The following is a 23,926-nucleotide window of genomic DNA, read 5'->3' as shown; positions in this document are numbered from 1 at the left end:
GGATAGCGGCCCACGCCCCCGCCGTCGAGGGGGAAGGCAGAGCGATCCGAGCCATCGCAGACGACTTGCTCGACAAGCCCTCTGCGGAACCCCGCCTATTCCAGTTCCAGGATCACGGCGTCGACCGGCAGGCTCTCGCCCTGCGCAGCCGACACGCTCTTGACCGTCCCGGCCTTGCCCGCGCGCAGGATATTCTCCATTTTCATGGCTTCGATTACGGCAAGCGGCTGGCCAACCTCGACCTTGTCGCCTTCCTTGACATTGAGCGCGACCAGCAGGCCGGGCATCGGGCAGATCAGATATTTGGACAGGTCTGGTGCGACCTTTTCCAGCATGTGCGCAGCATAGGGCGCAGCATGGGCAGGCAGGATGCGCAGGCGGTGGCTTGCGCCATGGGCGGTCAAGACAAAACCCGACCGTGCCGCCGCAATCCGCACAGCCAGCATGTCATCGCCAAATTCCGCCTCGATCAGCCGATCGCCGGGCGTATATTCCAGCGCCATATCGACGCTCTCGCCGTCCACGGTGACGTCATCGCCATCAATCACGACATCATGCAGCGCGTCGCCGATCTTCACCTGCCAGCCAGTGGGCGGAGACAGCCGCTTGCCCAACTGTCCTTCGATACGACGTGCGCGATCGGCCTGCGCCATCGCGGCAAATGCGCCGATGGCTGACAGCCGCTTCAGCAGTTCCGGTGACGCGGGCGCGCCCTTGAACCCTTCGGGATATTCCTCGGCGATGAAGCCGGTGGTGATGTTGCCGGAACGGAACCGCTCGTGCTGCATCAGCGCCGACAGGAAATCGATATTATGCCCCGGCCCTTCGATCTCGAACCGATCAAGCGCCTCGATCTGTTTGTCGATGGCTTCGAGACGCGTGGGCGCCCATGTCACCAGCTTCGCGATCATCGGGTCGTAGAACATGGACACGTCGCCGCCCTCGGCCACGCCATCGTCCACGCGGACCTTCGCGCCGGTCTCGTCGCCCCCCTCCTCGGGCGGATTGTAGCGGACGAGGCGGCCGGTTGAGGGCAGGAAGCCGCGATAGGGGTCCTCGGCATAAACACGGGTCTCGACCGCCCAGCCGTTGAGCTTGACCTCATCCTGGGTGAAGGCCAGTTTTTCGCCATTGGCGACGCGGATCATCTGCTCGACCAGATCGACGCCGGTAATTTCTTCGGTGACGCAATGCTCCACTTGAAGCCGGGTGTTCATTTCCAAGAAGTAGAAGCTGTCGCCGGTCGTGTCCGCGCCGCTTACGATCAGTTCGACCGTGCCGGCGCTGAAATAGCCGACCGCCCGGGCCAGCGCGACGCACTGCTCGCCCATCTTCTTGCGCATTTCAGGGGACACGAAGGGCGAGGGCGCTTCTTCGACCACCTTCTGGTGGCGGCGCTGGATCGAACATTCGCGCTCGTTCAGATAGACGATGTTGCCATGCTGATCGCCCAGCACCTGGATTTCGATATGGCGCGGGCTTTCGATGAACTTCTCGATGAACACGCGGTCGTCGCCGAAGCTGGCAAGGCCCTCGCGCTTGGTCGCCTCGAACCCTTCGCGCACATCCTGCTCGGAGTAAGCAAGGCGCATCCCCTTGCCGCCGCCGCCGGCCGACGCCTTCATCATCACCGGATAGCCGATCTCGTTGGAGATACGGACGGCGTGGTCGGTGTCCTCGATCTCCCCGACGAAGCCGGGGACGACATTGACGCCGGCCTGCTTGGCGAGCTTCTTGGACTCGATCTTGTCGCCCATCGCGGCGATGGCGTTGGCGGGGGGGCCGATGAAGATGATGCCCTCGGCGTCGAGCGCCTTGCGGAAGCTCTCGCGCTCGGACAGAAAACCATACCCCGGATGCACCGCGTCCGCGCCGGTCTGCTTGCAGGCCGCGATGATCTTGTCGGCGATCAGGTATGACTGGGCGGCGGGTGAAGGGCCGATATGCACGGCCTCGTCCGCCATCAGCACATGCGGCGCGCGCGCATCAGCATCAGAATAGACCGCGACGGTCGCGATGCCCATCTTCTTGGCCGTGCGCATGACACGGCACGCGATCTCGCCACGGTTCGCGATCAGGATCTTGGTGATTGGCATATCGTTCTAATCCTTGCCCTTATTCTTTAACCGGCGAATTACGAAGACGTACCCCACCGCTCCTAAACATAACCCACCCCAGAGGATTGGCCTTGAGGCCTCCCAACAGGCGTCATCCCCATAACTTCTGCAATGGAACGTGACGGAGATCAGCCCCAAAATTGTCAGTGCACACCACCAGTAGGCTAACGTCACGATCGCGTAGCCGAGCGGTGTGACACCCTTCATTTCAAAACTTCGACATCTTGATGCTTGTCATGCCGGACTTGATCCGGTATCCCGCTTTCTTGCCTGGCAGCGCCGAAGAAGAAGCGGGACCCCGGATTAAATCCGGGGTGACGAAGCTGGGCGCGAATGTCACTCCGCCGCCTCCAGCTCGAGCTTCACCTCCGCCTGCATCGGCACGACGCCGAGCTTCGCAAACAGTGCCGCGTCCTTGTCGTCGCCTGCATTGGCGGTGGTCAGCAGCTTGTCGCCGGTGAAGATGCTGTTCGCGCCCGCCATGAAGCAGAGCGCCTGGCACGCCTCGCTCATGCTCTCGCGGCCCGCGCTCAGCCGCACCATGCTCTGCGGCATCACGATCCGCGCGACCGCCACCGTCCGCACGAACTCGATCTCGTCGATCTTGGCGAGCGGCGTGTCGGCCAGCATATTGCCCAGCACCGTGCCCTTGACCGGCACCAGTGCGTTGATCGGCACACTTTCGGGATGGCGCGGCAGAACGGCGAGCGCGTGCAGAAAGCCGACGCGATCCTCGCGCGTCTCACCCATGCCCACGATGCCGCCGCTGCACACATTGATGCCGGAATTGCGGACATTTTCCAGCGTCATCAGCCGGTCGTCAAAGGTCCGCGTCGTGATGACCTTCTCATAATGTTCGGGCGAGGTGTCGATATTGTGGTTGTAATAGTCGAGGCCCGCCTCTGCGAGCATGGCCGCCTGGCTTTCGCTGAGCATCCCCAGCGTCATGCAGGTTTCCATGCCCATCTGGCGCACGCCCTTTACCATCTCGACGATGGCGGGCATGTCGCGATCCTTGGGGTTGCGCCAGGCCGCGCCCATGCAGAAGCGCGAGCTGCCCGCATCCTTCGCCTGCGCCGCCGCCTGCATCACGGCCTGCACGCTCATCAGCTTTTGCGCCTTCAGGCCGCTTTCGGCATGGGCGGACTGGTTGCAATAACCGCAATCCTCTGGGCAGCCGCCGGTCTTGATCGAAAGCAAAGTGGACAGTTGCACTTCGTTGCGCGGGAAGTTGGCGCGATGGATCGACTGCGCCTCGAACATCAGGTCGTTGAACGGCAGGTCAAACAGCGCGGCGATTTCCTCGCGCGTCCAGTCGGTGCGGGCGTTGGCAGTGGTCATGCGAAAGCTCCGTTCGTTTCGAGCGAAGTCGAGAAACCATAACCCTGCACTCTACGCTTCTCGACTGCGCTCGAAGCGAACGGATAATAAGTTAGCATTACGCGGCTTCCTCCAGCCCGGCGGGGGGCATGTTGTGGCCGAGGAGGCGCAGCACGTCGGCGGCGCATTCCACGACATTGGAACCCGGCCCATAAATGCCCTGAACGCCCGCGTCACGGAGGAAGTCATAATCCTGCGGCGGGATCACCCCGCCCGCGATCACCTTGATGTCGCCGCGGCCCTGCTCGCGCAGTTTCTGGATCAGTTCGGGGATCAGCGTCTTGTGCCCTGCCGCCAGGCTGGACGCGCCGACCACATCGGCATTGCTGTCGAGCGCCAGCACGACCGTTTCCTCCGGCGTCTGGAACAGCGGTCCTGACACCACGTCAAAACCCATATCGCCAAAGGCCGATGCGATGATGTTGGCGCCCCGGTCGTGTCCATCCTGGCCCATCTTCGCAACGAGAAGCTTGGGCTTTCGACCGAGGCGCCGTTCGACGGCCTGCACGCCGTCGAGAACCTGTTTCCAGCGACTGTCATCCTTGTAAGGCGCGGCATAGACGCCCTTCACCGGGGTCGGCTGCGTGCCATAACGCTGGAAGCTGTCCTCCATAGCGGAAGAGATTTCACCCAGCGTTGCACGGGCGCGAGCCGCTTCCACTGCATGGGCGAGCAAATTATTCTCGATGCCTTGCGGCCCTGCCGCAGCCAGCCGCAGCGCCTCAAGCGCCGCCTCGCAGGCCGCCTCGTCCCGCTCTGCCTTGACCCGATTGATCCGGGCGATCTGCGCCTCGCGCACCTTCGTATTGTCGACCTCCAGCGTTTCGAGCAGGTCTTCATTGGCGAGGCGATATTTGTTGACGCCGACGATCACGTCCTCGCCCCGGTCGACCCGCGCCTGACGGGCGGCCGCAGCGGTTTCGATCATCGCCTTGGGCCAGCCCGCCGCAACCGCCTTCGCCATGCCGCCTTCCGCCTCGACCCGGTCGATAATCTCCTGCGCGGCGTCGACCAGTTGCTGGGTCAGCGCCTCTACATAATAGCTGCCGCCCAGCGGATCGACGACATTGCACATGCCGGTTTCTTCCTGGATCACCAACTGGGTATTGCGGGCGATGCGTGCGGAAAAGTCGGTGGGGAGGGCAATCGCCTCGTCCAGCGCGTTGGTGTGCAAGGACTGGGTGCCGCCCAGCATCGCGGCCATCGCCTCGATCGTGGTGCGCATGACATTGTTATAGGGGTCTTGCTCGGTCAGAGAGACGCCCGATGTCTGGCAATGAGTGCGCAGCATCTTGGACCGTTCCTGCTGCGCGCCAAGCTGCGTCATCGCCCGATGCCACAGCACGCGCGCCGCGCGCAACTTGGCGATCTCCATGAAGAAATTCATGCCGATGGCGAAGAAGAAGGACAGACGCCCGGCAAATTTGTCGATGTCGAGGCCCGAAGCCACGCCGTATTTCACATATTCGATGCCGTCCGCGATCGTGAAGGCCAGTTCCTGAACCTGCGTCGCACCGGCTTCCTGCATATGATAGCCGGAAATGGAGATGCTGTTGAACTTGGGCATCTCGCGCGACGTATAGCCGAAAATGTCGCTGATGATCCGCATCGAGGGTTCGGGGGGATAGATATAGGTGTTGCGGACCATGAACTCCTTGAGGATGTCGTTCTGGATGGTCCCGTCGAGCAGCGCGCGATCGACGCCCTGCTCTTCACCCGCGACAATGAAGAAAGCAAGGATGGGGATCACCGCGCCGTTCATCGTCATGCTGACCGACATCTTGTCGAGCGGGATGCCGTCGAACAGGATCTTCATGTCCTCGACACTGTCGATCGCCACGCCGGCCTTGCCGACATCGCCGGTCACACGCGGATGATCGCTGTCATAGCCGCGATGCGTCGCGAGATCGAAAGCGACCGATAACCCTTTCTGTCCGGCCGCCAGGTTGCGGCGGTAGAAGGCATTGGATTCCTCGGCGGTGGAGAAGCCCGCATATTGACGGATGGTCCAGGGACGCCCCGCATACATGGACGCGCGCACGCCGCGCGTGAACGGCGCGAAGCCCGGCAGCCCCGGATCGACCGTCACATCCTCCGACGTGTAGAGCGGCTTGACCGTGATCCCTTCCGGGGTTTCCCAGGTCAGATCCTTGCCCTTCACCTCCTTGGCGGCAGCGGCGGCCCATTGATCCAGTGTCGGCTTTTCGGTCATTAGTTTCAGCCCAATCCAAACTTGATCCGTTCGCCCTGAGTAGAGGCTGAGCCTGTCGAAGCCTCGTATCGAAGGGTCTTGCCGTCGCTGTCCTTCGATACGCCACTTCGACACGCTCAGTGGCTACTCAGGACGAACGGTGATGTTAGTGCCCGGCACCAGCCTTGGGCGTCTCCATGATTTCGGTCAGCACCCCGTTCATGTCCTTTGGGTGCACGAAGAAGATCGGCGTGCCATGTGCGCCGATGCGCGGCTCGCCCAGTATCTTCTTCCCCAACCCTTCGAACCAGGCCTTGGCTTCCATGATATCGGCCACTTCATAGCACATATGATGCTGCCCGCCGGCCGGGTTCTTGGCCAGAAACCCATGGATCGGGCTGGCCTCGCCCAAGGGTTCGATCAATTCGATCTGCGTTCCCGCCGTGCCGTTCTCGCCAGGCGTATCGACGAAGCAGACCTTAACCCCCTGCGCCGGCAGGTCGAACGGCTCGTGCGCAAGCGTCGCGCCCATGACGTCGCGATAATAGGCAAGGCTTGCCTCCAGCGACGGCGTCGCCACCCCAATATGATTGAGCCGCCCCAGCTTCATGCCACCGCCTCGATCACCATCGCGATACCCTGGCCGCCGCCGATGCACATGGTGATCAGCGCGTAGCGCCCGCCGGTGCGTTTCAGTTCATAGGCCGCCTTGATCGTCAGGATCGCGCCCGTCGCACCAATGGGATGGCCAAGCGAAATGCCCGACCCGTTGGGATTGGTCTTGGCCGGATCAAACCCCAGTTCCTTGGCGACGCCGCACGCCTGGGCGGCAAAGGCTTCGTTGCTTTCGATCACGTCCATCTGGTCGAGCGTCAAACCCGCGCGGGCAAGCGCGACCGGAACCGCTTTCACCGGACCCAGCCCCATCACGTTGGGCTCAACGCCGGCATGGCCCCAGGCGATGATCCGGGCGAGCGGCTTCAGGCCCTTCTCCGCGACGGCCTTGCCGCTGGCCAGCACGACAGCGCCCGCGCCGTCGTTGATGCCTGACGCGTTGCCCGCCGTCACCGTGCCATCTTTCTTGAACACTGGACGAAGGCCGCCCATTCCCTCGAGCGATGCGTCGGCGCGGACATGCTCGTCGGTGTCAAAGATGGTGACGCCCTTGCGCGTCTTTATCTCGACAGGAATGATCTGCTCTTTGAAATAGCCTGCCGCGATGGCGGCTGCCGCGCGCCTATGGCTTTCGACCGCCACGGCATCCTGTTCCTCCCGGCTTATGCCGCAGCGTTCGGCGACATTTTCCGCCGTCACGCCCATATGAATATTCTCAAAGGGGTCGTGCAGCGCGCCAAGCATGGCGTCGACCATCTCGATATTACCCATCTTCTGCCCGTTGCGCGCAGACAGGACCATATGGGGGGCGTTGGACATGGACTCCGCTCCGCCTGCCACCGCGATATCATGCTCGCCCAGCGCAATCGCCTGCGCAGCCGACACGATCGCCTGAAGCCCCGAACCGCAGAGCCTGTTGACGTTCATTGCCGGTGCGTCGATCGGCACCCCAGCATTGACCGCCGCAACCCGGCTGACATAGGCATCCTTGGGCTGGGTCGGGACCACGGTGCCAATGACGACATTCTGCACGTCCGCGCCGCTGATACCCGCTCTCTCGATCGCTTCCTTGATGACGATCGTGCCGAGTTCGGCTGGCCGGAATGATGCCAGCGAGCCGCCAAATGTCCCAATCGCGGTCCGCGCACCCGCGACGATGAAGATGTCCTGTGCTTCACTCATGAAATTCACTCCGCTGATGACCAAGCCGCTTACAGCGGAATATTGTCATGCTTCTTCCACGGGTTTTCCAACTGCTTATTCCGCAGCTTGCGCAGGCCAAGGGCGATGCGCTTGCGAGTCGAATGCGGCTGAATCACCTCGTCGATGAAGCCCTTACTGGCTGCCACAAAGGGGTTGGCGAAGCGCGCTTCATATTCGGCGGTCTTTTCCGCAATCTCTTCGGTTGTCTTGCCGCGGAAGATGATTTCCACCGCGCCCTTCGCGCCCATCACCGCAATCTCGGCTGTCGGCCAGGCATAGTTGAGGTCGCCGCGCAAATGCTTGGAACTCATGACGTCATAAGCGCCGCCATAGGCCTTGCGCGTGATGACGGTAATCTTGGGCACTGTCGCTTCGGCATAGGCGAACAGCAGCTTCGCGCCGTGCTTGATGATGCCGTTCAATTCCTGCGCGGTGCCAGGCAGGAAGCCCGGCACGTCCACAAACGTCACGATCGGAATTTCGAAGGCATCGCAGAAACGCACGAAACGCCCCGCCTTCTTTGAAGAATTAATGTCCAGCACACCCGCCAGCACAATCGGCTGGTTGGCGATAATGCCCACGGTCTTTCCCTCGATGCGGCCGAAGCCGCACAGGATATTGCCGGCATGAGCCGGCTGGACTTCGAAAAACTCGCCTTCGTCCACGACTTTGCGGATCAGTTCGTGCATGTCGTAAGGTTGATTGGCGTTGGCCGGGATCAGCGTGTCGAGGCTGGGCTCGATCCGGTCCCATGGGTCCGCGCTCGGCCGTTCAGGCACCGGATCGCGGTTGGACGCAGGCAGGAAGTCCACGAAATCGCGGACCGCCAGCAACGCCTCGATATCATTCTCGAACGCCACGTCGGCGACCCCTGACTTGGTGGTGTGCGTCACCGCGCCGCCCAATTCTTCCTGTGTCACCACTTCGTTCGTGACCGTCTTGACGACGTCGGGGCCTGTGACGAACATGAAACTGCTGTCCTTCACCATGAAGATGAAGTCGGTCATGGCCGGGGAATAGACCGCGCCGCCCGCGCAAGGCCCCATGATGACGCTGATCTGCGGCACGACGCCCGATGCCAGCACGTTGCGTTGGAAAATTTCGGCATAGCCACCCAGCGACGCCACGCCTTCCTGGATACGCGCGCCGCCGCTGTCGTTGAGGCCGATGACGGGCGCGCCGACCTTCATCGCCATGTCCATGATCTTGCAGATTTTCATCGCATGTCGTTCGGACACCGCGCCGCCATAGACGGTGAAATCCTGGCTGAAGACGAAGACGAGGCGGCCGTTGATCGTTCCCGACCCCGTGACGACGCCATCGCCGGGCACATGCGCTTCGTCCATCCCGAAATCGACGCAATTATGTTCGACATACATGTCGATCTCTTCGAAGCTGCCCTCATCCATCAGCACTTCGATCCGCTCGCGCGCGGTCAGCTTGCCCTTGGCGTGCTGGGCGTCGATGCGGCGCTGTCCGCCGCCCAGACGCGCAGCGTCACGCTTGGCTTCCAACTGTTCGATGATGGCGAGCTTCGACATAAAGGGCATCTCTCCAAAAGCGGCTCAGACCGGTTGGCGTCTCTCCTAGCCAGCGCATGCGCCTCTTCGCAAATGCGAATTTGCCAATTTGCAAATCACGACTTTGCAAATTATGGCCGTCAGATGGCACGTGGCAACCGTATCTTCGCAGGTCCTCGTCTGCGCCAGCTCCGCCTGGACCACCGCATGGACCAGGCGACGATGGCGCAGGCGCTGGGCATATCCGTATCCTATCTCAGCCAGCTTGAGAATGACGACCGGCCATTGACGGCAAAGGTCAAGGCTGCGGTGGCCAGCGCCTTCCCCACCGACTGGGCAAGCTTCGACAGTCGGGAGGAGGAGCAATTGCTGGGCGCCTTCACCTATGCGCTGGCCCATCCCGAGCTGCCCGGTACGCTGATGGAGCCGGAGCGCATCGAAAAGCTGCACCTGCAATTCCCCGAATTCGCCGCCCGCTATGTCGATCTCTACAACGCCCACATGCGCGCCAATGAACGGATCAACATGATCGAGGAGGCAATCGCCAATGATCATGAGGTTCAGGCACGCCTTCCTTGGGAAGCAGCACGAGACTGGTTTCATGAATCCGGCAATTATGTCCATGCGCTCGACTGCCTGGCGGAGGACATGGCGGACAGCTTCTCGGCGGGCCAGGTGCTGGACGAAGGGATGCTGGTCGAAGCGTTGGCCCGTCGCCACGGTATCGAAACATTGATCGCCGAAACGCCCGACAGTGCGTTGCGCGCCTATCGCGCCGCCGATCGTCGGCTGTTCATCAACGCCGCGCTGCCGACCGAAAGCCGCAAGTTCATGCTGGCCCATCAATTGATGCTGCTGGAGGGGCAGGCGGTGATTGCCGATGTCGTTGAAAAGGCGGCCTTGCCCGTCCCGGGTGCTGACCGGCTGTTGGCGATCGGCCTTGGCAATTACGCCGCCGGCGCGCTGCTGATGCCCTATGCTGCTTTTCGCGAAGCGGCGCGGACGATGCGGCATGATATCGACCGGCTCGCCCGCACCTTTGGCGTCAGTTTCGAACAGGCCTGCCACCGCTTGTCGACGCTGCAACGGCCGGGCCTGCGCGGCATTCCCTTCTTTTTCTGCCGCGTTGACATGGCCGGGAACATCACCAAGCGACACAGCGCCACGCGCCTGCAATTCGCCCGCTTTGGCGGTGCCTGTCCGCTCTGGAACGTCCATGAGGCGGTGGCGGTCCCCGACCGCATCAACGTGCAGCTGGGCGAAACCCCCGATGGCGTTCGCTACGTGTCGATGGCCAAAGGGCTGGTCAAACCATCGGGCAGCTACAAGCGGACGCCGCGTCGCTACGCCGTGGTGCTGGGCTGCGAAGTCGCCCATGCCGCCAATTTCGTCTATGCCGATGGCCTCCATTTGCAGGAGGAAGGTGCGGCGACCCCGATCGGCATCACCTGCCGCCTGTGCCCGCGACAAAGCTGCGACCAGCGCGCCTTTCCACCGGCCGACCGGCCGATCCATGTCGATCCAGACAACCGCCAAATCGTGCCCTACTGGATCGGCTGAAGCGCGCGATCAGCCCTCACGTCCGTCCTTGCGCAATTTCGCCCACAGCTCGGCCGTCCCCGCTTCCTGCGCCCGCGTCGTGAACTGAGCGGCGACCAGCCAGCCCTTGATAGGACGCAGAGGCAGGACGGTCGTCAGGATCACCACGGGCAGGCCCACGGCCAGATGCACCCACCATGGCGGCCGTGCCATGATCTCCAGCATCAGGATGAAGATGACGCCAGGCACACAGGCGAACAATTGCACGAAAACGGCTGGCCCATCCGCCGGGTCGGCGAAACTATAATCGAGGCCGCACACTTCGCAATGATCGCGGATCGTCAGGAAACCCCGGAAAATATGCCCATCGCCGCAGCGCGGACAACGACCGAGCGCGCCGGTTTCCAGCGCCGGCCGTTTCTTCCACCGTCCGCCATGCGCGTCGGTCCAGAACGCGTCGTCCTGTTCGATGTCCTGCTGTGCCATGATCCTCTTATCGCGCGCGCCGGCGCTTCTGTCGATGGCGCCATTTGTCCAAGGCTGGCCTTTGCGCGCGCAAGGCGCTATCGGCGCGTCCATCACACCGATCTAATAAGGCAGTCAAATGGGTTTTCGTTGCGGTATCGTCGGTCTTCCCAATGTGGGCAAGTCCACCCTGTTCAATGCGCTCACCGAAACACAGGCGGCGCAGGCGGCGAATTATCCCTTTTGCACCATCGAACCCAATGAAGGCCGCGTCGCGGTGCCCGACGATCGGCTTCAGACCATCGCCAAGATCGGCGGCAGCGCCAAGATCATCGAAACGCAGCTCAGCTTCGTTGATATCGCGGGCCTGGTGCGCGGCGCGTCCAAGGGCGAAGGCCTCGGCAACCAGTTCCTTGCCAATATCCGCGAAGTCGACGCTATCGTGCATGTTCTGCGCTGTTTCGAGGATGACGACATCACCCACGTCGAGGGCAAGGTCGATCCGATAGCTGACGCCGACACGGTCGAAACCGAACTGATGCTCGCCGACCTTGAAAGCCTGGAAAAGCGCGTGCCCAATCTCGCCAAGAAGGCGGCGCAGGGCGACAAGGAAGCGAAAGCCGCGGCCTCGGTTCTGGGCCAGGCGCTCGACCTGCTGCGCGACGGCAAGCCCGCGCGCCTCACCGTTCCGCGCGACCCGGAGGAAGACCGTCTGTTCGCGCAGGCGCAATTGCTGACGTCCAAGCCCGTCCTCTATGTCTGCAATGTCGAGGAAGAAAGCGCGGCTACCGGCAACGCCCATTCGGCCCGCGTGTTTGAAAAGGCAGCAGCCGAAAATGCCAAGGCGGTGATCGTATCCGCCGCGATCGAGGCCGAACTGGTCACCATGCCGGTCGAAGAACGCGCCGAATATCTCGAAGCGCTCGGCCTAACGGAAGCCGGCCTCGCCCGCATCATCCGCGCAGGATACGAGTTGCTCGGCCTCATCACCTTCTTCACCGTGGGGCCAAAGGAAGCCCGCGCCTGGACTGTGGCCAAGGGGAGCAAGGCGCCTCAGGCCGCCGGCGCGATCCACACCGATTTCGAAAAGGGCTTCATCCGCGCTGAAACCATGGCCTATGCCGATTATGTCCAGTATAATGGCGAAGCCGGGGCCAAGGAAGCGGGCAAGTGGCGCTCCGAAGGCAAGGATTATGTCACCCAGGACGGCGATATCATGCTGTTCCGCTTCAATGTTTGAATATTTCCCGTCATGCCAGCGGAAGCTGGGGTGACGAGCTAGAAGATGCCCCTCAAATTCGCCTTCCCGCCCAGTGTCGATGCCACGACCCGCGTGCTGGTCCTGGGCAGCCTGCCGGGTGATGCGTCCATCCGGCAGGGCGAATATTATGCCCATCGCGGCAACGCCTTCTGGCATTTGATCGGCGATGTCGTCGGCGAAGATCTGCGGGCACAGCCCTATGCCATGCGCCTTAAACGGCTGCGCGCGCATGGCGTCGGCCTTTGGGATGTGATGGAAAGCGCGCAGCGGGATGGCAGTCTCGACAGCCGTATTCGCCAGGCTGATCTGCGCAATCTGGTCGATTTTGTGGACCGCCTTCCCGATCTTCGCGCCATCGCCTTCAATGGGAAGACGGCCGCCCTGCATGGTCGCAGGCAATTGGCCGAGCGCCCCGGCATTGCGCTGCTTGACCTTCCCTCGACCTCGGGCGCCTATGCCAGCCTCTCGCGGGAAGCGAAGCGGAACCGATGGCTGGCCCTGCGCGACCATCTGATCTGACAGGGTTGGGACAATCGGTCACTTTACCGTCACATCCTTGCTGCTAAGCGCGGGGCATATCTCTCGACAAAAAATAGAGTCGCCATGTTTCGCCTGTCCTTTCTTGCTCCTGCTCTTTTGTGCCTTGGCGCCTGCGCCACGCTGCCCGCTCAGCCTGTCGCCACGTCAGCAGCGGCGGAACAACGCGCTCCCGTCACCATATTGGTGTCGATCGACGGCTTCCGGTCCGACTATCTTGCACGCGGGGTGACGCCGCATCTGGCCGCGCTTGCCGGTAATGGCGTCCAGGCATCCATGCGGCCCTCCTTCCCAACAAAGACCTTCCCCAATCATTGGGCCATCGTGACGGGGGACAGGCCCGACCGAAACGGCATCGTTGCCAACAGCATGGAGGACGTCAGCCGCCCGGACGACAAGTTCACCATGGCGAGCGATGACCCCTATTGGTGGAGCGAGGCCGAACCGATCTGGGTGACGGCGGAAAAAGCTGGCGTGCGCACGGCCACGATGTTCTGGCCTGGTTCCAACGTGCCCTGGGGAGGCACCAAGGAACAGGCCTGGCCCTACACCATCAGCGGGGCCACGCGCCCCAGCGACTGGGCGCAGTTCAATCAGGCGATCGACGGGACGCAGCGGGTCAACATGGTGCTCGACGTGCTGCGTCGTCCCGCCGATATCCGCCCCAAATTCGTGACGCTCTATTTCGATACCGTCGATACGGCCGGGCATGTCTACGGCCCGGATGCACCGGAAACGACGCGCGCTCTGGCAGAGGTCGATTCCCGCGTGGGCGACCTGGTCGACGGCCTCAAAGCAATGGGCCAGCCGGCAAACCTCATCATCCTCGCCGATCACGGCATGGCAGCCAGTTCCAGCGAGCGCGTCGTGGCGCTCGACAAGGTCGCCAACCCTGCGGATTATCGGGTTGTCGAAAGCGGGCCTTACGCGACCCTGGCTGCCGTGCCCGGCCGTGAAAAGGCCCTCGAGGCCGCGCTCTTGAAGCCCCACCCCCATATGCAATGCTGGCGAAAGAGCGAGATTCCGGCTCGCTTTCATTACGGCACCCATCGGCGCATTCCGCCCTATTTCTGTCTTGGGCAAACCGGCTGGGAAGTCCAGGCGACGACCCCCACAAAGCCCAGATCGGGCGGAAGCCATGGCTGGGACGATAGGGCGCCCGAAATGCAGGCGCTGTTTATCGCCAACGGCCCCGCCTTCGTGAAAGGCGCAAAGCCCGCGCCTGACTTCACCAATGTCGATGTCTATCCAATGCTCGCGCGGTTGATCGGGGTCACGCCCCGCCCCTCCGATGGTAACCCCGCCGCGCTTTCCAGCATCGTCGCGCAATAAGGGATCGATCATGTTCACGCGCCGCCAGCTTCTCACCATCGCTTCTTCGACGCCGCTGATCGGCGCGCCGGCCATCGTCCGTGCGCAAAGCTGGTTCGCCGGCTATCCCTTCGCGCTGGGCGTCACATCCGGCGATCCGTCGCCCGACGGCTTTGTCATCTGGACAAAGCTCGCGCCCAAGCCATTCGAAGCGCATGGCGGCATGCCGATGGTGGCGTTGCCGGTGTCATGGGAAGTCGCGGGCGATGATCGGTTCAAGACCATCATCGCCAAGGGTGAGGCGATCGCGCGACCGGAACTTGGCCACAGCGTCCATGTCGAAGTCGCAGGCCTCCAGCCCGATCGGCCCTATTGGTATCGCTTCACGCTGGGGGGCGACCGATCGATGCGCGGCCGCGCGCGGACTTTGCCACTTGCGTCCGCCAGCCCCGCCCGCCTCAAATTCGGCGTTGCTGGATGCCAGAATTACGAGGACGGCTATTTCACCGCCTTCCGCCATCTGGCCAAGGAGGATGACCTCGCCTTCGTCTATCATTATGGAGACTTCATCTACGAATATAAGCAGCGCGGACCGGATTATGGCAAGGATGGCCTGCCCGTCGATCAGGTGCGCCATCATATTGGCCAGGATTGTTTCGACCTGGCCGACTATCGGCTGCGCTACGCCCAATATCTGAGCGACTATGACCTCCAGTCCGCGCGCGCCATGCACAGCTGGTTTCCGACTTTCGATGACCATGAAGTCCAGAATAACTGGGTCGGTGACATTGACGGCCGCGATCAGTCACCCGCCGAAATATTCCGTTTGCGCCGGCAGGCCGGGCTGCAAGCCTGGTATGAATATATGCCCGTCCGCGCCGCGATGCTGCCCCGCAATGGCATCATCACCGACATGTATCGGGAAGCGCGCGCAGGCGACCTGCTCTCCATCGACTTTCTCGACACCCGCTCCTTCCGCAGCGACCAGCCCTGCGGCGACGGCTTCAAGCCCTTTTGCCCCGCCATGGACGATGGCAGGGCGCAAGTGCTGTCGCCCGAAGAAGAAGGCTGGCTGACTCGCAACCTGACCCGCGGCAAGACGCGATGGAACTGCCTGGCGCAGCAGGTGATGATGATGTCGCTCGATCGCCGGCGCTATGCCGACGAAAAGGAACCCATCTATAATATGGACACATGGGCGGCCTATCGCGTGCCACGCGACCGGCTGCTGGCGAAGATGCGCGGCCTTGATAATGTGGTGGTGCTGACCGGGGACGAGCATCAGAATTACGCCGGTGTGCTGGAAAGCAATAATAAGCCGGTGGCGGTGGAGTTTGTGTCGACCTCCATTTCGTCGGGCGGCGACGGATCGGATCTGCGCGCTGGCAGCGACATGATGCTGCGCGATAATTCGCAGCTCAAATTCATCAATGACCAGCGCGGCTATCTGATTTGCGACGTGACGCCCGACGCCTGGACCACGCAGTTCCGCGTGATGGATCGCGTGTCCTCGCCGGGCGGCGATATTGCGACGCGCGCCAGCATCACGGTGCCGCACGGACAGCCATCGCTGACGATCGCCTGACATTGACGTAAACGGAAACTCCTCCTACGCCATTGCCGACAAGGAGACGGACGATGGCGCAGGACCCGCATTATTTCGAAGACCTGGAAATTGGCGACAGTTTCGAATTTGGCCCGCTCACCATTTCCCGTGAGGAGGTGATCGCATTCGCGTCGGAATTCGACCCACAGCCTTTTCACCTGTCCGACGAGGCGGCGGCGCAGACCCATTTCGGCACCCTGTCCGCCAGCGGCTGGCACACCACCGCCCTGTTCATGAAGATGTTCGTCGCCGACATGCAGGCCAACCCTGAACGGCAGGCGGCCAGCCTTGGCGCCATGGGCGTCGATGAATTGCGCTGGCTGCGTCCCGTGCGCCCCGGCGACACGCTGCGCGGCCACACGGAAGTAATCGACAAGAAGGCATCGCTGACACGCCCGGAAATGGGCATCGTCCGCAACAAAGTGACGATCTTCAACCAGCATGACGAACCGGTGATGACGATGATCCCCATCGCCATGTGGCGCACCCGCCCGGCCTGAACCCGCTGCTATTTTCGCCCGAACAGTTTGTCGATGTCGCCATGGCCCAGCTTGACCCAGGTCGGTCGGCCATGATTGCACTGGCCGGATCGGGGCGTAACTTCCATCTCGCGCAGCAGCCCATTCATCTCGGCTACGCTCAGCACCCTGCCGGCGCGGACGGATCCGTGGCAGGCCATCGTCGCCGCGACCAGATCCAGCCGCTCTTTCAGCGACAAGGCGCTGTCATAGGCCGCCAGATCATCGGCCAGATCCGTGACCAACCCATGCACGTCCGATTGTCCGAGCATCGCGGGCGCTGCGCGCACCAGCATCGCTGACGGGCCGAAGCGCTCCAGTTCCAGCCCGAATTCCCGCAACTCGTTGGCGCGCGCCTCCAGCCGATCGCAGGCCGGTTCGTCCAATTCCACGACTTCGGGCAGCAACAGCGCTTGGGCGGCGACGCCCTGCCCCTCCATGGCGCGCCGCATCCGCTCCAGCGTCAGCCGTTCATGCGCGGCATGCTGATCGACGATGACAAGCCCATCCTCCGCCTCGGCCACGATATAGGTCCGCGCCACCTGACCCCGCGCCACCCCCAGGGGAAAAGTCGCGCCTTCAGGTGCAGGCGCGGCGGCCGGTTCCGCGCGGGCCTGCGGCAACGGCGCCTGAAAAGCCGCGCGGCGATCGGCGACCGTCTGGAACGACGGATTGTAGCTGACGGGCTGCCCGGCCGCCTCGAATATCGGCATCGCGCCGATCGGTGTCGGCGATACCGGCTCGGGCCGCCAGGCCGAAAGTCCTGCCGGATCGGCATGCTGCACCGCGCGAAACCCCTCCGCATCCAGCGCGCGCCGCAAGCCGGACACGATCATACCGCGGATCAACGCCGGATCGCGGAAGCGCACTTCGGTCTTGGCCGGATGGACATTGACGTCCACCTCCTGCGCCGGGACGTCCAGGAACAGGGCGACCACGGGATGCCGGTCGCGCGCCAGCATGTCGGCATAGGCGCCCCGCAGCGCCCCGATCAGCAGCCTGTCCTTCACCGGTCGGCCGTTGACGAACAGATATTGATGATCGCCCACCCCACGATTGTAGGTGGGCAGGGACGCCACACCGGACAGGCGAACGCCCTCCCGCTCCAGGCTGACGATGACATGATTGTCGGCCAGCTGGCGATCGGTCAGCGCCGCGACCCTGTCTTCGCGCGCCTCTCCCTCCTGGACACCCAGTACCCGGCGGCCGTCATGCTCGACGGAAAAGGCGACGGCGGGATGCGCCATGGCCAACCGCCGAATGCAATCGAGGCAGGCGGCATATTCGGCCTTGGGTGAACGCAGGAATTTCCGGCGCGCCGGCACCTTGGCGAAAAGCTGCTCGACGGTGATGCGCGTGCCGGGCGGCAGCGCGGCCGGGCCTTCCGCCACCAATTGCCCGTTATCGACCGTCCGGTTCCATCCATCCGCGCCGCGTCGGCGGCTGTCGATCGACAGCCGCGCCACGCTGGCGATGGACGGTAGCGCTTCGCCGCGAAAACCCAGCGTCGCCACATTCTCGATCGCATCGTCGGGTAGCTTCGATGTCGCATGGCGCTCGAGCGCCAGCGCCATTTCGGCCGAATCCATGCCGCAGCCATCGTCGGTCACTTCGATCCGGTCCAATCCGCCATTGGCCAGCCGCACCGCAATGCGGCGCGCGCCCGCATCCAGCGCATTTTCGACGATTTCCTTCAGCGCGCTGGCGGGTCTTTCGACCACTTCACCGGCAGCGATACGATTGACCAGATGTTCGGGCAGACGGCGTATTGACATTGATTAGTGACTAGCCCAAGCGAGCGCTCTCCGCGAGCCGCGAACTCAAAGTTTTTTTGCACCGCAAGGCGCAAGGACGCCGGGCAAGTGGCCAAGCGAACCGTAATCCGACCGGCCCCTTTTGCCTCGCGGGGACGGCGGGCGAAACAGGATAAGGCATGTCGATCTTTTCGCGTCTCTTGAAATTCTCCTCTCAGGATATGGCCATCGACCTCGGCACCGCGAACACGGTCGTCTATGTGCGCGGCCGTGGTATCGTGCTCAATGAACCGTCGGTCGTCGCGGTGGAAACGCTCAATGGCGTCAAGCGGGTGAAGGCCGTGGGCGAAGATGCAAAGCTGATGATGGGCAAGACCCCGGATTCGATCGAGGCCATCCGCCCCCTGCGCGATGGCGTCATCGCCGACATCGACGTCGCCGAACAGATGATCAAGCATTTCATCACCAAGGTGCATGGCGGCAAGCACAGCCCCTGGCGCGCGCCCGAAATCGTGATCTGCGTGCCATCGGGATCGACCAGCGTCGAACGCCGCGCCATCCGTGATGCGGCCAGCAACGCGGGCGCCAGCCAAGTCTTCCTGATCGAGGAACCGATGGCCGCCGCGATCGGCGCCGACATGCCCGTCACCGAACCGATCGGCTCCATGGTGGTCGACATTGGCGGCGGCACGACCGAGGTTGCCGTGCTTTCGCTTCGTGGCCTGGCTTACACCACGTCGGTCCGCGTCGGCGGCGACAAGATGGACGAAGCGATCGTCTCCTTCGTGCGCCGCCACCACAATCTGCTGATCGGTGAGGCGACGGCGGAACGGATCAAGAAGCAGTTTGGTGTCGCTCAGCCGCCCGAAGATGGCGTTGGCGAAACCATCCACATCAAGGGCCGCGACCTCGTCAACGGCGTGCCCAAGGAAATCTCGATCAACCAAGGGCAGATTGCGGACGCGTTGGCCGAACCCATCAGCACCATCGTCGAAGGCGTGCGCATCGCCTTGGAAAATACCGCGCCGGAACTGGCCGCCGACATTGTCGACCAGGGCATCGTTCTGACCGGCGGCGGCGCGCTGCTCCAGGGACTGGACGATGAATTGCGCGATGAAACCGGCCTGCCCGTCACCATCGCGGAAGATCCACTGACCTGCGTTGCGATCGGCACCGGCCGCGCGATGGAGGATCCGATCTTCCGGGGCGTGCTTCAGACCGCCTGATTGAAGGGGACCGCACATGGCGCGGCCACCCAGCCGCCGCCCCGGCATCAACCGGAAGGCGCAATATAGCCTGTTTGCAAGCTATGTCGTCGCGGTCGTCGGCGCGGTAGCGGGCCTGCTGCTGGTTGTGATCGCGATTTTCGATCCGACCGGCTTCGCTGGCCTGCGCACGGTGACGGCCGAAACGACCCGGCCGATATCGGTCGGGCTCAAAAATATGGTGAGCGGCATCAGCTCCGTTGACGAGGTGCTGGCCGCCTATTGGCGTGCGGGCTCGCAAAATGTCGCGTTGCGCCGGCAGGTAGAAACAAATCGCAACCGCATCATCGAAGCGCGCGCCATCGCTCAGGAAAATGCGCGGTTGAAACGGCTACTGAAGTTGGTGGACGAGGATCAGAGCGACCTGCTGACGGCGCGGCTCATCAGCTCCAGTTCCGGCAGCACCCGTCGTTTCGCCCGCCTCAACGCCGGACGCTGGCAGGGCGTTCGACCCGGCATGCCCGTGCGCGCGGCCGAAGGGCTGGTGGGGCGGATCGACAGCACGACACCCAACACATCCGAAGTATTGCTGCTGACGGACACAGGGAACATAGTCCCCGTTCGCCGCGCCAATGACAGCGTGCCGGCCATTTCCACCGGTGCGGGCGACGGGTCGCTGGAAATCCGCGCGCTGTCGGCTGGTCGCAACCCGTTCAAGCCCGGCGACCTGCTGGTGACATCCGGCATCGGCGGCATTTACCAACCCAATATTCCTGTCGCGGTCGTTGTCCGCGTCCAGGGCGAAATCGCCTGGGGCTTCCCGCTCGCAAACCCCTCGCGCATCGACGCGGTCGTGGTCGAACGCGCCTTCGAAGAGGTGGTTACGCGGCAGGACCCGGCCGTCGCGCCAGCGGGGGATACGCCGTCTGGCAATGCGAGCGCGCCGTGATCGACCCGCATCTCCACCATGTGCCGCGGCTCGGGCGTCACCCGGGCCGCTTTCGCCTTGCCGGAACGCCGGTGATCGCGGTCATGCTGGGTTCTTCCCTGACGGCGCTGCCCCTTATCGCCCAGTCCCCCGTCCTGCCGCCTTTTGGCCTGCTGTTGCTGCTGGCCTGGCGTCTGTTACGTCCGGAACTGTGGCGGGCGTGGATCGGCCTGCCGCTCGGCCTGTTCGATGACCTGATGAGCGGTCAGCCTGTCGGATCGGCCATGTTCCTGTGGACCGTAACCCTGATCGGCGTCGATGCGTTTGAGCATCGGCTGGTCTGGCGCAGTTATCGGCAAGACTGGCTAATTGCCTGTCTTGCCATTATCTTCTGCCTCATTGGTGGATGGTTCTTCGCCCGGATCACGGGCGGGGGCCGCGTAGAATTGCTTTTGGTCGCCCCGCAAATGCTCTGGTCGATGCTGCTTTTTCCCTTCATAGTCCGGCAGTGCGCGCGGATCGATCGCTGGCGCGTCATGGCATGAAGTTTCCGTCCAAGCGCAAGCCCGTCACCGAAGCCAGCCAGACCTTCACCTTCACCCGCCGCGCGATGGTGGTAGGTGGATTGCAAGGCGCTATCGGCGCCATGCTGATCGGACGAATGGGCTGGATCAGCGTGGCGGAAAACGAACATTATACCGCCCTGTCCGAAAGCAACCGCGTGAACCTCACGTTGATTCCACCAAGGCGTGGTTGGATTCTCGACCGGCATGGCAGGCCGCTGGCGAACAATCGCACCGATTTTCGCGTCGACCTCATCCCCCAGCGGATGGTCGATGCCGACGGCACGATTCGCCACCTCGCACAATTGCTCAGCCTGGAGTCGGATGAAGTCGACCGCATCCGCGATGAACTGGAAAAGTCCGCCGGCTTCCGCCCGGTACAGGTCGCCGACAAGCTGACCTATGACCAGTTCGCGGCGGTGAGCGTGCGCCTGCCCGACTTGCCCGGCGTCGCGCCTAGCCAGGGATTCTCCCGCTATTACCCGGCCGGAGCGACGGTCGGTCATCTGTTGGGCTATGTCGGCGCCGCCACGGCCGAAGAATATAAGGAGCGCAAGGACCCGCTGCTCATCACCCCGGGCTTCAAGGTCGGCAAGGACGGGCTGGAAAAGGCATTCGATCGGCATCTCACCGGCAAACCCGGGGCAAAGCGCGTCGAAGTCACGGCGCGCGGCAAGATCGTGCGTGAACTGACAACCCGGCCAGACACCCCTGGCCGTTCGATCAAGCTGACCATCGACGCTGGTTTGCAGGAATATGCCGGCCGGCGCCTGGCGACGCAAAGCGGCGCCGTCGTCGTGCTGGATTGTCAGAATGGCGACGTGTTGGCCATGGCCTCCATGCCCAGTTTTGACCCCAACAGTTTTTCCGACGGGATCAGCCATCTGGAATGGAACATGCTGTCCCAGGACGATCATGTTCCACTGCGCAACAAGACGTTGCAGGGGCTGTATCCGCCCGGCTCCACCGTCAAGCCGATGGTCGCGCTGGCGCTGCTGGAGGCGGGCGTCGGGCCGCAGGAAACGATCAGCTGCGGCGGCGCGATCCGGGTCGGCAACACGCTGTTCCACTGCCACAAAAGGCGCGGCCATGGCCCGCTCAACATGCGCGGGGCAATCGCCCAGAGCTGCGACATTTATTTCTATCAGATGGCGCAGCGGATCGGGATGGACCGCATCGCCAACATGGCCCATCGCGTCGGCATGGGGCAGCGCTTCGATCTGCCCTTCCCCAGCCAGAGTTACGGCACGGTGCCAGACCCCGCCTGGAAAGAACGGAAATATAACCAGAAATGGCAGGTCTATGACACGGTGAATGCCACCATCGGTCAGGGCTATATGCTGATCAACCCGCTGCAAATGGCGGTGATGGCGGCTCGCCTTGCCACCGGTCGTCAATTGATGCCCAATTTCCTTTTCGGTGCACCCCGCCCGGACCCTGCGCTGGTCGGCGCGAGCGAGGACCATCTGGTCATCATACGTGACGCGATGAGCGCAGTCGTCAATGGCGGCGGCACCGGTGGCGCTGCGCGCATGAATATCCCGAACGTCCTGATCGCGGGCAAGACCGGCACGGCGCAGGTCCGGCGCATCACCATGGCGGAACGCGCCGGCGGAGTGCGTGGCAACAGCTCGCTCGCCTTCAAGCTGCGCGATCATGCCCTGTTTCAGGGCTTCGCGCCCTTCGACAAGCCGCGTTATGCAGTGGGATGCATCATCGAACATGGCGGCCACCTGATCCGCAATGAGGATGCGCCCATGATCGCCAGCGATACGCTATCCTATTTGTTCGACCCCGAACGGGCGATGGAAAAGCTGGTCACGCTGGAAAAAGGATGGGGCGGAACGCCGGCCGAGCGGCAAAATAGGCAGATGGCGGCCTTTCGCATGGCGGAAGCGATCCGGAAGGGCGAGGTTCCGCCGCCCGAGGCAGCCGACGCGTCCAATGCGGCCAACGCGACCGAAGCCGCCAACGCCTCTGTCCCCCTGCCAGAAGATGGCAACGACGCGGCCGACGCCCCATGAGCATCGTTCCGCAACCCCTTACTCAATTCCCCTGGCGCGTGCTGGCCTTGTTGCTGGCAATCGCTGGATTCGGGACAATTGTGCTGTACAGCTCTGCTGGCGGCAGCATTTTTCCTTGGGCCGCCAATCAGGCAGTTCGCTTCTGCATCTTCACGGTCATGGCGCTGGTGCTCAGCCGCATCCCCGTCGAAGTCTTCGCCCGCTATACCTTTCCGGCCTATGGCGCGGTGCTCGTCGCACTAGTGCTGGTTGAGCTGATCGGTGGGGTCAGGGGCGGGAGCCAGCGATGGATCAATCTGGGCTTCATGCAGCTCCAGCCGTCCGAATTCATGAAACCGATCATCGTGCTGACGGTGGCGCGCTTCTATGCGCTGCTACCAGTCGGCGAAATCCGGCGATGGAATGCGATCTGGCCGGCGCTGGTGCTGATCGGCTTGCCATGGGCGCTCGTGCTGGTGCAACCTGATCTTGGCACCGCGACGATGATTGCAGCGGGCGGCGTCACTGTCATGTTCCTGGCAGGCCTGCCATTGCGCCTCTTCATCGGGTCGGGCCTCACCGTCGCTGCCGCCATCCCAATCGCCTTCAGTTTTCTGCACGATTATCAACAAAAACGAGTTCTGATTTTCCTCGACCCGGAAAGCGACCCGCTAGGCGCCGGCTATCATATCAGCCAGTCGAAAATAGCGATTGGCTCTGGCGGCATATGGGGCAAGGGGTTCCTGCAAGGAACACAGAGCCACTTGGATTATCTACCGGAGGGCCACACCGATTTCGTGTTCGCCACGATGGCGGAAGAATGGGGCCTGCTGGGCGGCGTGCTGATGATCGGGGCCTTCCTGCTCCTGTTCCGCTGGGGCCTGCGCGTATCCATGCGCACGCAGGACAAGTTCGCACGGATGGCCGCCGCCGGCCTCACCACGACGATTTTCTTTTACGTCGCGATCAATCTCATGATGGTAATGGGCTTGGCGCCCGTTGTCGGCATTCCCCTTCCCTTCATGTCCTATGGCGGATCGTCCATGCTGACCGTGATGCTGTGCATCGGCATCATCATGGCCATCGACCGGTCGGGCAGACGACAGCGGCGGCCCGGTAACTGGGCCTGATCGCAATTTCGCTAAAAAACGCGACAAGCTGTAAATAAGGGTTTGCAAAACATGCCGTCGCTGCTAGCAGTCCGGCCACT

The 23,926-nt window shown here is 62.8% G+C and carries 19 protein-coding genes; 11 read left to right on the top strand and 8 right to left on the bottom strand.

Translation table 11 applies throughout. The features are described from left to right. Nucleotides 1–95 precede the first annotated feature (95 nt). The 6 genes from SAB01S_RS00945 to SAB01S_RS00920 all read right to left on the bottom strand — a co-directional run bounded on the left by SAB01S_RS00945 (nucleotide 96) and on the right by SAB01S_RS00920 (nucleotide 9,047). Nucleotides 96–2,096 (bottom strand): acetyl-CoA carboxylase biotin carboxylase subunit, encoded by a 2,001-nt coding sequence (locus SAB01S_RS00945; protein WP_062731309.1) that lies wholly within the window; start codon nucleotides 2,094–2,096, stop codon nucleotides 96–98. A 357-nt stretch (nucleotides 2,097–2,453) separates the two neighbouring features. After that, nucleotides 2,454–3,458 carry a biotin synthase BioB gene (gene bioB / locus SAB01S_RS00940; protein WP_062731308.1) on the bottom strand — a complete coding sequence of 335 codons (1,005 nt, stop codon included), beginning with the start codon at nucleotides 3,456–3,458 and terminating at the stop codon, nucleotides 2,454–2,456. Between the two features lie 97 nt (nucleotides 3,459–3,555). Continuing rightward, complete coding sequence (gene scpA, locus SAB01S_RS00935) at nucleotides 3,556–5,709, bottom strand: methylmalonyl-CoA mutase (protein ID WP_062731307.1); 2,154 nt, start codon at nucleotides 5,707–5,709, stop codon at nucleotides 3,556–3,558. A 145-nt stretch (nucleotides 5,710–5,854) separates the two neighbouring features. After that, nucleotides 5,855–6,298, bottom strand: coding sequence for a methylmalonyl-CoA epimerase (gene mce / locus SAB01S_RS00930; RefSeq protein ID WP_062731306.1), 444 nt, complete (start codon nucleotides 6,296–6,298; stop codon nucleotides 5,855–5,857). Next, nucleotides 6,295–7,485 (bottom strand): acetyl-CoA C-acyltransferase family protein, encoded by a 1,191-nt coding sequence (locus SAB01S_RS00925; protein WP_062731493.1) that lies wholly within the window; start codon nucleotides 7,483–7,485, stop codon nucleotides 6,295–6,297. The genes mce and SAB01S_RS00925 overlap by 4 nt, the downstream gene beginning before the upstream one ends. A gap of 29 nt (nucleotides 7,486–7,514) precedes the next feature. Continuing rightward, entirely contained in the window at nucleotides 7,515–9,047 is a 1,533-nt protein-coding gene (locus SAB01S_RS00920) for an acyl-CoA carboxylase subunit beta (RefSeq protein ID WP_062731492.1), read from the bottom strand. A gap of 123 nt (nucleotides 9,048–9,170) precedes the next feature. Here SAB01S_RS00920 and SAB01S_RS00915 point away from each other — a divergent pair, with 123 nt between their 5' ends. Continuing rightward, nucleotides 9,171–10,586 (top strand): helix-turn-helix domain-containing protein, encoded by a 1,416-nt coding sequence (locus tag SAB01S_RS00915; protein ID WP_062731305.1) that lies wholly within the window; start codon nucleotides 9,171–9,173, stop codon nucleotides 10,584–10,586. Between the two features lie 9 nt (nucleotides 10,587–10,595). On the opposite strand, the gene SAB01S_RS00910 is transcribed toward SAB01S_RS00915, so the two are convergent. After that, nucleotides 10,596–11,051, bottom strand: coding sequence for a DUF983 domain-containing protein (locus SAB01S_RS00910; RefSeq protein ID WP_083951092.1), 456 nt, complete (start codon nucleotides 11,049–11,051; stop codon nucleotides 10,596–10,598). Between the two features lie 118 nt (nucleotides 11,052–11,169). On the opposite strand from SAB01S_RS00910, the gene ychF reads away from it, so the two are divergent. The 5 genes from ychF (at nucleotide 11,170) to SAB01S_RS00885 (ending at nucleotide 16,245) form a co-directional block, all read left to right on the top strand. Then, nucleotides 11,170–12,270: a redox-regulated ATPase YchF gene (gene ychF, locus SAB01S_RS00905; protein ID WP_062731304.1), complete on the top strand. Its 1,101-nt coding sequence runs from the start codon at nucleotides 11,170–11,172 to the stop codon at nucleotides 12,268–12,270. Nucleotides 12,271–12,315: 45 nt separating this feature from the next. Next, entirely contained in the window at nucleotides 12,316–12,810 is a 495-nt protein-coding gene (locus tag SAB01S_RS00900; RefSeq protein ID WP_062731303.1) for a DNA-deoxyinosine glycosylase, read from the top strand. An 84-nt stretch (nucleotides 12,811–12,894) separates the two neighbouring features. Continuing rightward, a complete protein-coding gene (locus SAB01S_RS00895; protein ID WP_062731302.1) occupies nucleotides 12,895–14,160 on the top strand; it encodes an alkaline phosphatase family protein in 1,266 nt (421 codons plus the stop codon). Between the two features lie 10 nt (nucleotides 14,161–14,170). Next, entirely contained in the window at nucleotides 14,171–15,724 is a 1,554-nt protein-coding gene (locus SAB01S_RS00890) for an alkaline phosphatase D family protein (protein ID WP_062731301.1), read from the top strand. Between the two features lie 53 nt (nucleotides 15,725–15,777). Further along, nucleotides 15,778–16,245 (top strand): MaoC family dehydratase, encoded by a 468-nt coding sequence (locus SAB01S_RS00885; RefSeq protein WP_062731300.1) that lies wholly within the window; start codon nucleotides 15,778–15,780, stop codon nucleotides 16,243–16,245. Between the two features lie 8 nt (nucleotides 16,246–16,253). Here SAB01S_RS00885 and mutL read toward each other — a convergent pair whose 3' ends face one another. Beyond that, nucleotides 16,254–18,038 carry a DNA mismatch repair endonuclease MutL gene (mutL, locus tag SAB01S_RS00880; protein ID WP_062731299.1) on the bottom strand — a complete coding sequence of 595 codons (1,785 nt, stop codon included), beginning with the start codon at nucleotides 18,036–18,038 and terminating at the stop codon, nucleotides 16,254–16,256. 158 nt (nucleotides 18,039–18,196) lie between these two features. Between mutL and SAB01S_RS00875 the strand changes: the two genes are divergently transcribed. From SAB01S_RS00875 to rodA, 5 genes are read left to right on the top strand one after another with little or no spacing between them, the layout of a single operon-like run. Then, nucleotides 18,197–19,243 (top strand): rod shape-determining protein, encoded by a 1,047-nt coding sequence (locus tag SAB01S_RS00875; protein ID WP_062731298.1) that lies wholly within the window; start codon nucleotides 18,197–18,199, stop codon nucleotides 19,241–19,243. Between the two features lie 16 nt (nucleotides 19,244–19,259). Then, nucleotides 19,260–20,171 (top strand): rod shape-determining protein MreC, encoded by a 912-nt coding sequence (gene mreC, locus SAB01S_RS00870; protein WP_062731297.1) that lies wholly within the window; start codon nucleotides 19,260–19,262, stop codon nucleotides 20,169–20,171. Then, nucleotides 20,168–20,695 (top strand): rod shape-determining protein MreD, encoded by a 528-nt coding sequence (gene mreD / locus SAB01S_RS00865; protein WP_062731296.1) that lies wholly within the window; start codon nucleotides 20,168–20,170, stop codon nucleotides 20,693–20,695. Before mreC ends, mreD begins: the two co-directional genes overlap by 4 nt. After that, nucleotides 20,692–22,737 (top strand): penicillin-binding protein 2, encoded by a 2,046-nt coding sequence (gene mrdA / locus SAB01S_RS00860; protein WP_062731490.1) that lies wholly within the window; start codon nucleotides 20,692–20,694, stop codon nucleotides 22,735–22,737. The genes mreD and mrdA overlap by 4 nt, the downstream gene beginning before the upstream one ends. Beyond that, nucleotides 22,734–23,846, top strand: a complete 1,113-nt coding sequence (rodA, locus tag SAB01S_RS00855; RefSeq protein WP_062731295.1) for a rod shape-determining protein RodA — start codon at nucleotides 22,734–22,736, stop codon at nucleotides 23,844–23,846. The genes mrdA and rodA overlap by 4 nt, the downstream gene beginning before the upstream one ends. Nucleotides 23,847–23,926 lie beyond the last annotated feature (80 nt).

Source organism: Sphingobium abikonense NBRC 16140, assembly GCF_001598335.1.
Classification (GTDB): Bacteria; Pseudomonadota; Alphaproteobacteria; order Sphingomonadales; family Sphingomonadaceae; genus Sphingobium; species Sphingobium abikonense.
Note: the sequence above shows the minus strand (reverse complement) of the source record. Positions and strands in the feature narration are given on the sequence as shown.

Coding starts and splice junctions, on each gene's coding strand:
- SAB01S_RS00920 (WP_062731492.1), bottom strand. CDS start 9,047: ATGTCGAAGCTCGCCATCATCGAACAGTTGGAAGCCAAGCGTGACGCT.
- SAB01S_RS00945 (WP_062731309.1), bottom strand. CDS start 2,096: ATGCCAATCACCAAGATCCTGATCGCGAACCGTGGCGAGATCGCGTGC.
- ychF (WP_062731304.1), top strand. CDS start 11,170: ATGGGTTTTCGTTGCGGTATCGTCGGTCTTCCCAATGTGGGCAAGTCC.
- mrdA (WP_062731490.1), top strand. CDS start 20,692: ATGAAGTTTCCGTCCAAGCGCAAGCCCGTCACCGAAGCCAGCCAGACC.
- bioB (WP_062731308.1), bottom strand. CDS start 3,458: ATGACCACTGCCAACGCCCGCACCGACTGGACGCGCGAGGAAATCGCC.
- mreC (WP_062731297.1), top strand. CDS start 19,260: ATGGCGCGGCCACCCAGCCGCCGCCCCGGCATCAACCGGAAGGCGCAA.
- SAB01S_RS00885 (WP_062731300.1), top strand. CDS start 15,778: ATGGCGCAGGACCCGCATTATTTCGAAGACCTGGAAATTGGCGACAGT.
- SAB01S_RS00890 (WP_062731301.1), top strand. CDS start 14,171: ATGTTCACGCGCCGCCAGCTTCTCACCATCGCTTCTTCGACGCCGCTG.
- SAB01S_RS00900 (WP_062731303.1), top strand. CDS start 12,316: ATGCCCCTCAAATTCGCCTTCCCGCCCAGTGTCGATGCCACGACCCGC.
- SAB01S_RS00895 (WP_062731302.1), top strand. CDS start 12,895: ATGTTTCGCCTGTCCTTTCTTGCTCCTGCTCTTTTGTGCCTTGGCGCC.
- mce (WP_062731306.1), bottom strand. CDS start 6,298: ATGAAGCTGGGGCGGCTCAATCATATTGGGGTGGCGACGCCGTCGCTG.
- SAB01S_RS00875 (WP_062731298.1), top strand. CDS start 18,197: ATGTCGATCTTTTCGCGTCTCTTGAAATTCTCCTCTCAGGATATGGCC.
- SAB01S_RS00910 (WP_083951092.1), bottom strand. CDS start 11,051: ATGGCACAGCAGGACATCGAACAGGACGACGCGTTCTGGACCGACGCG.
- SAB01S_RS00925 (WP_062731493.1), bottom strand. CDS start 7,485: ATGAGTGAAGCACAGGACATCTTCATCGTCGCGGGTGCGCGGACCGCG.
- rodA (WP_062731295.1), top strand. CDS start 22,734: ATGAGCATCGTTCCGCAACCCCTTACTCAATTCCCCTGGCGCGTGCTG.
- scpA (WP_062731307.1), bottom strand. CDS start 5,709: ATGACCGAAAAGCCGACACTGGATCAATGGGCCGCCGCTGCCGCCAAG.
- SAB01S_RS00915 (WP_062731305.1), top strand. CDS start 9,171: ATGGCACGTGGCAACCGTATCTTCGCAGGTCCTCGTCTGCGCCAGCTC.
- mutL (WP_062731299.1), bottom strand. CDS start 18,038: ATGTCAATACGCCGTCTGCCCGAACATCTGGTCAATCGTATCGCTGCC.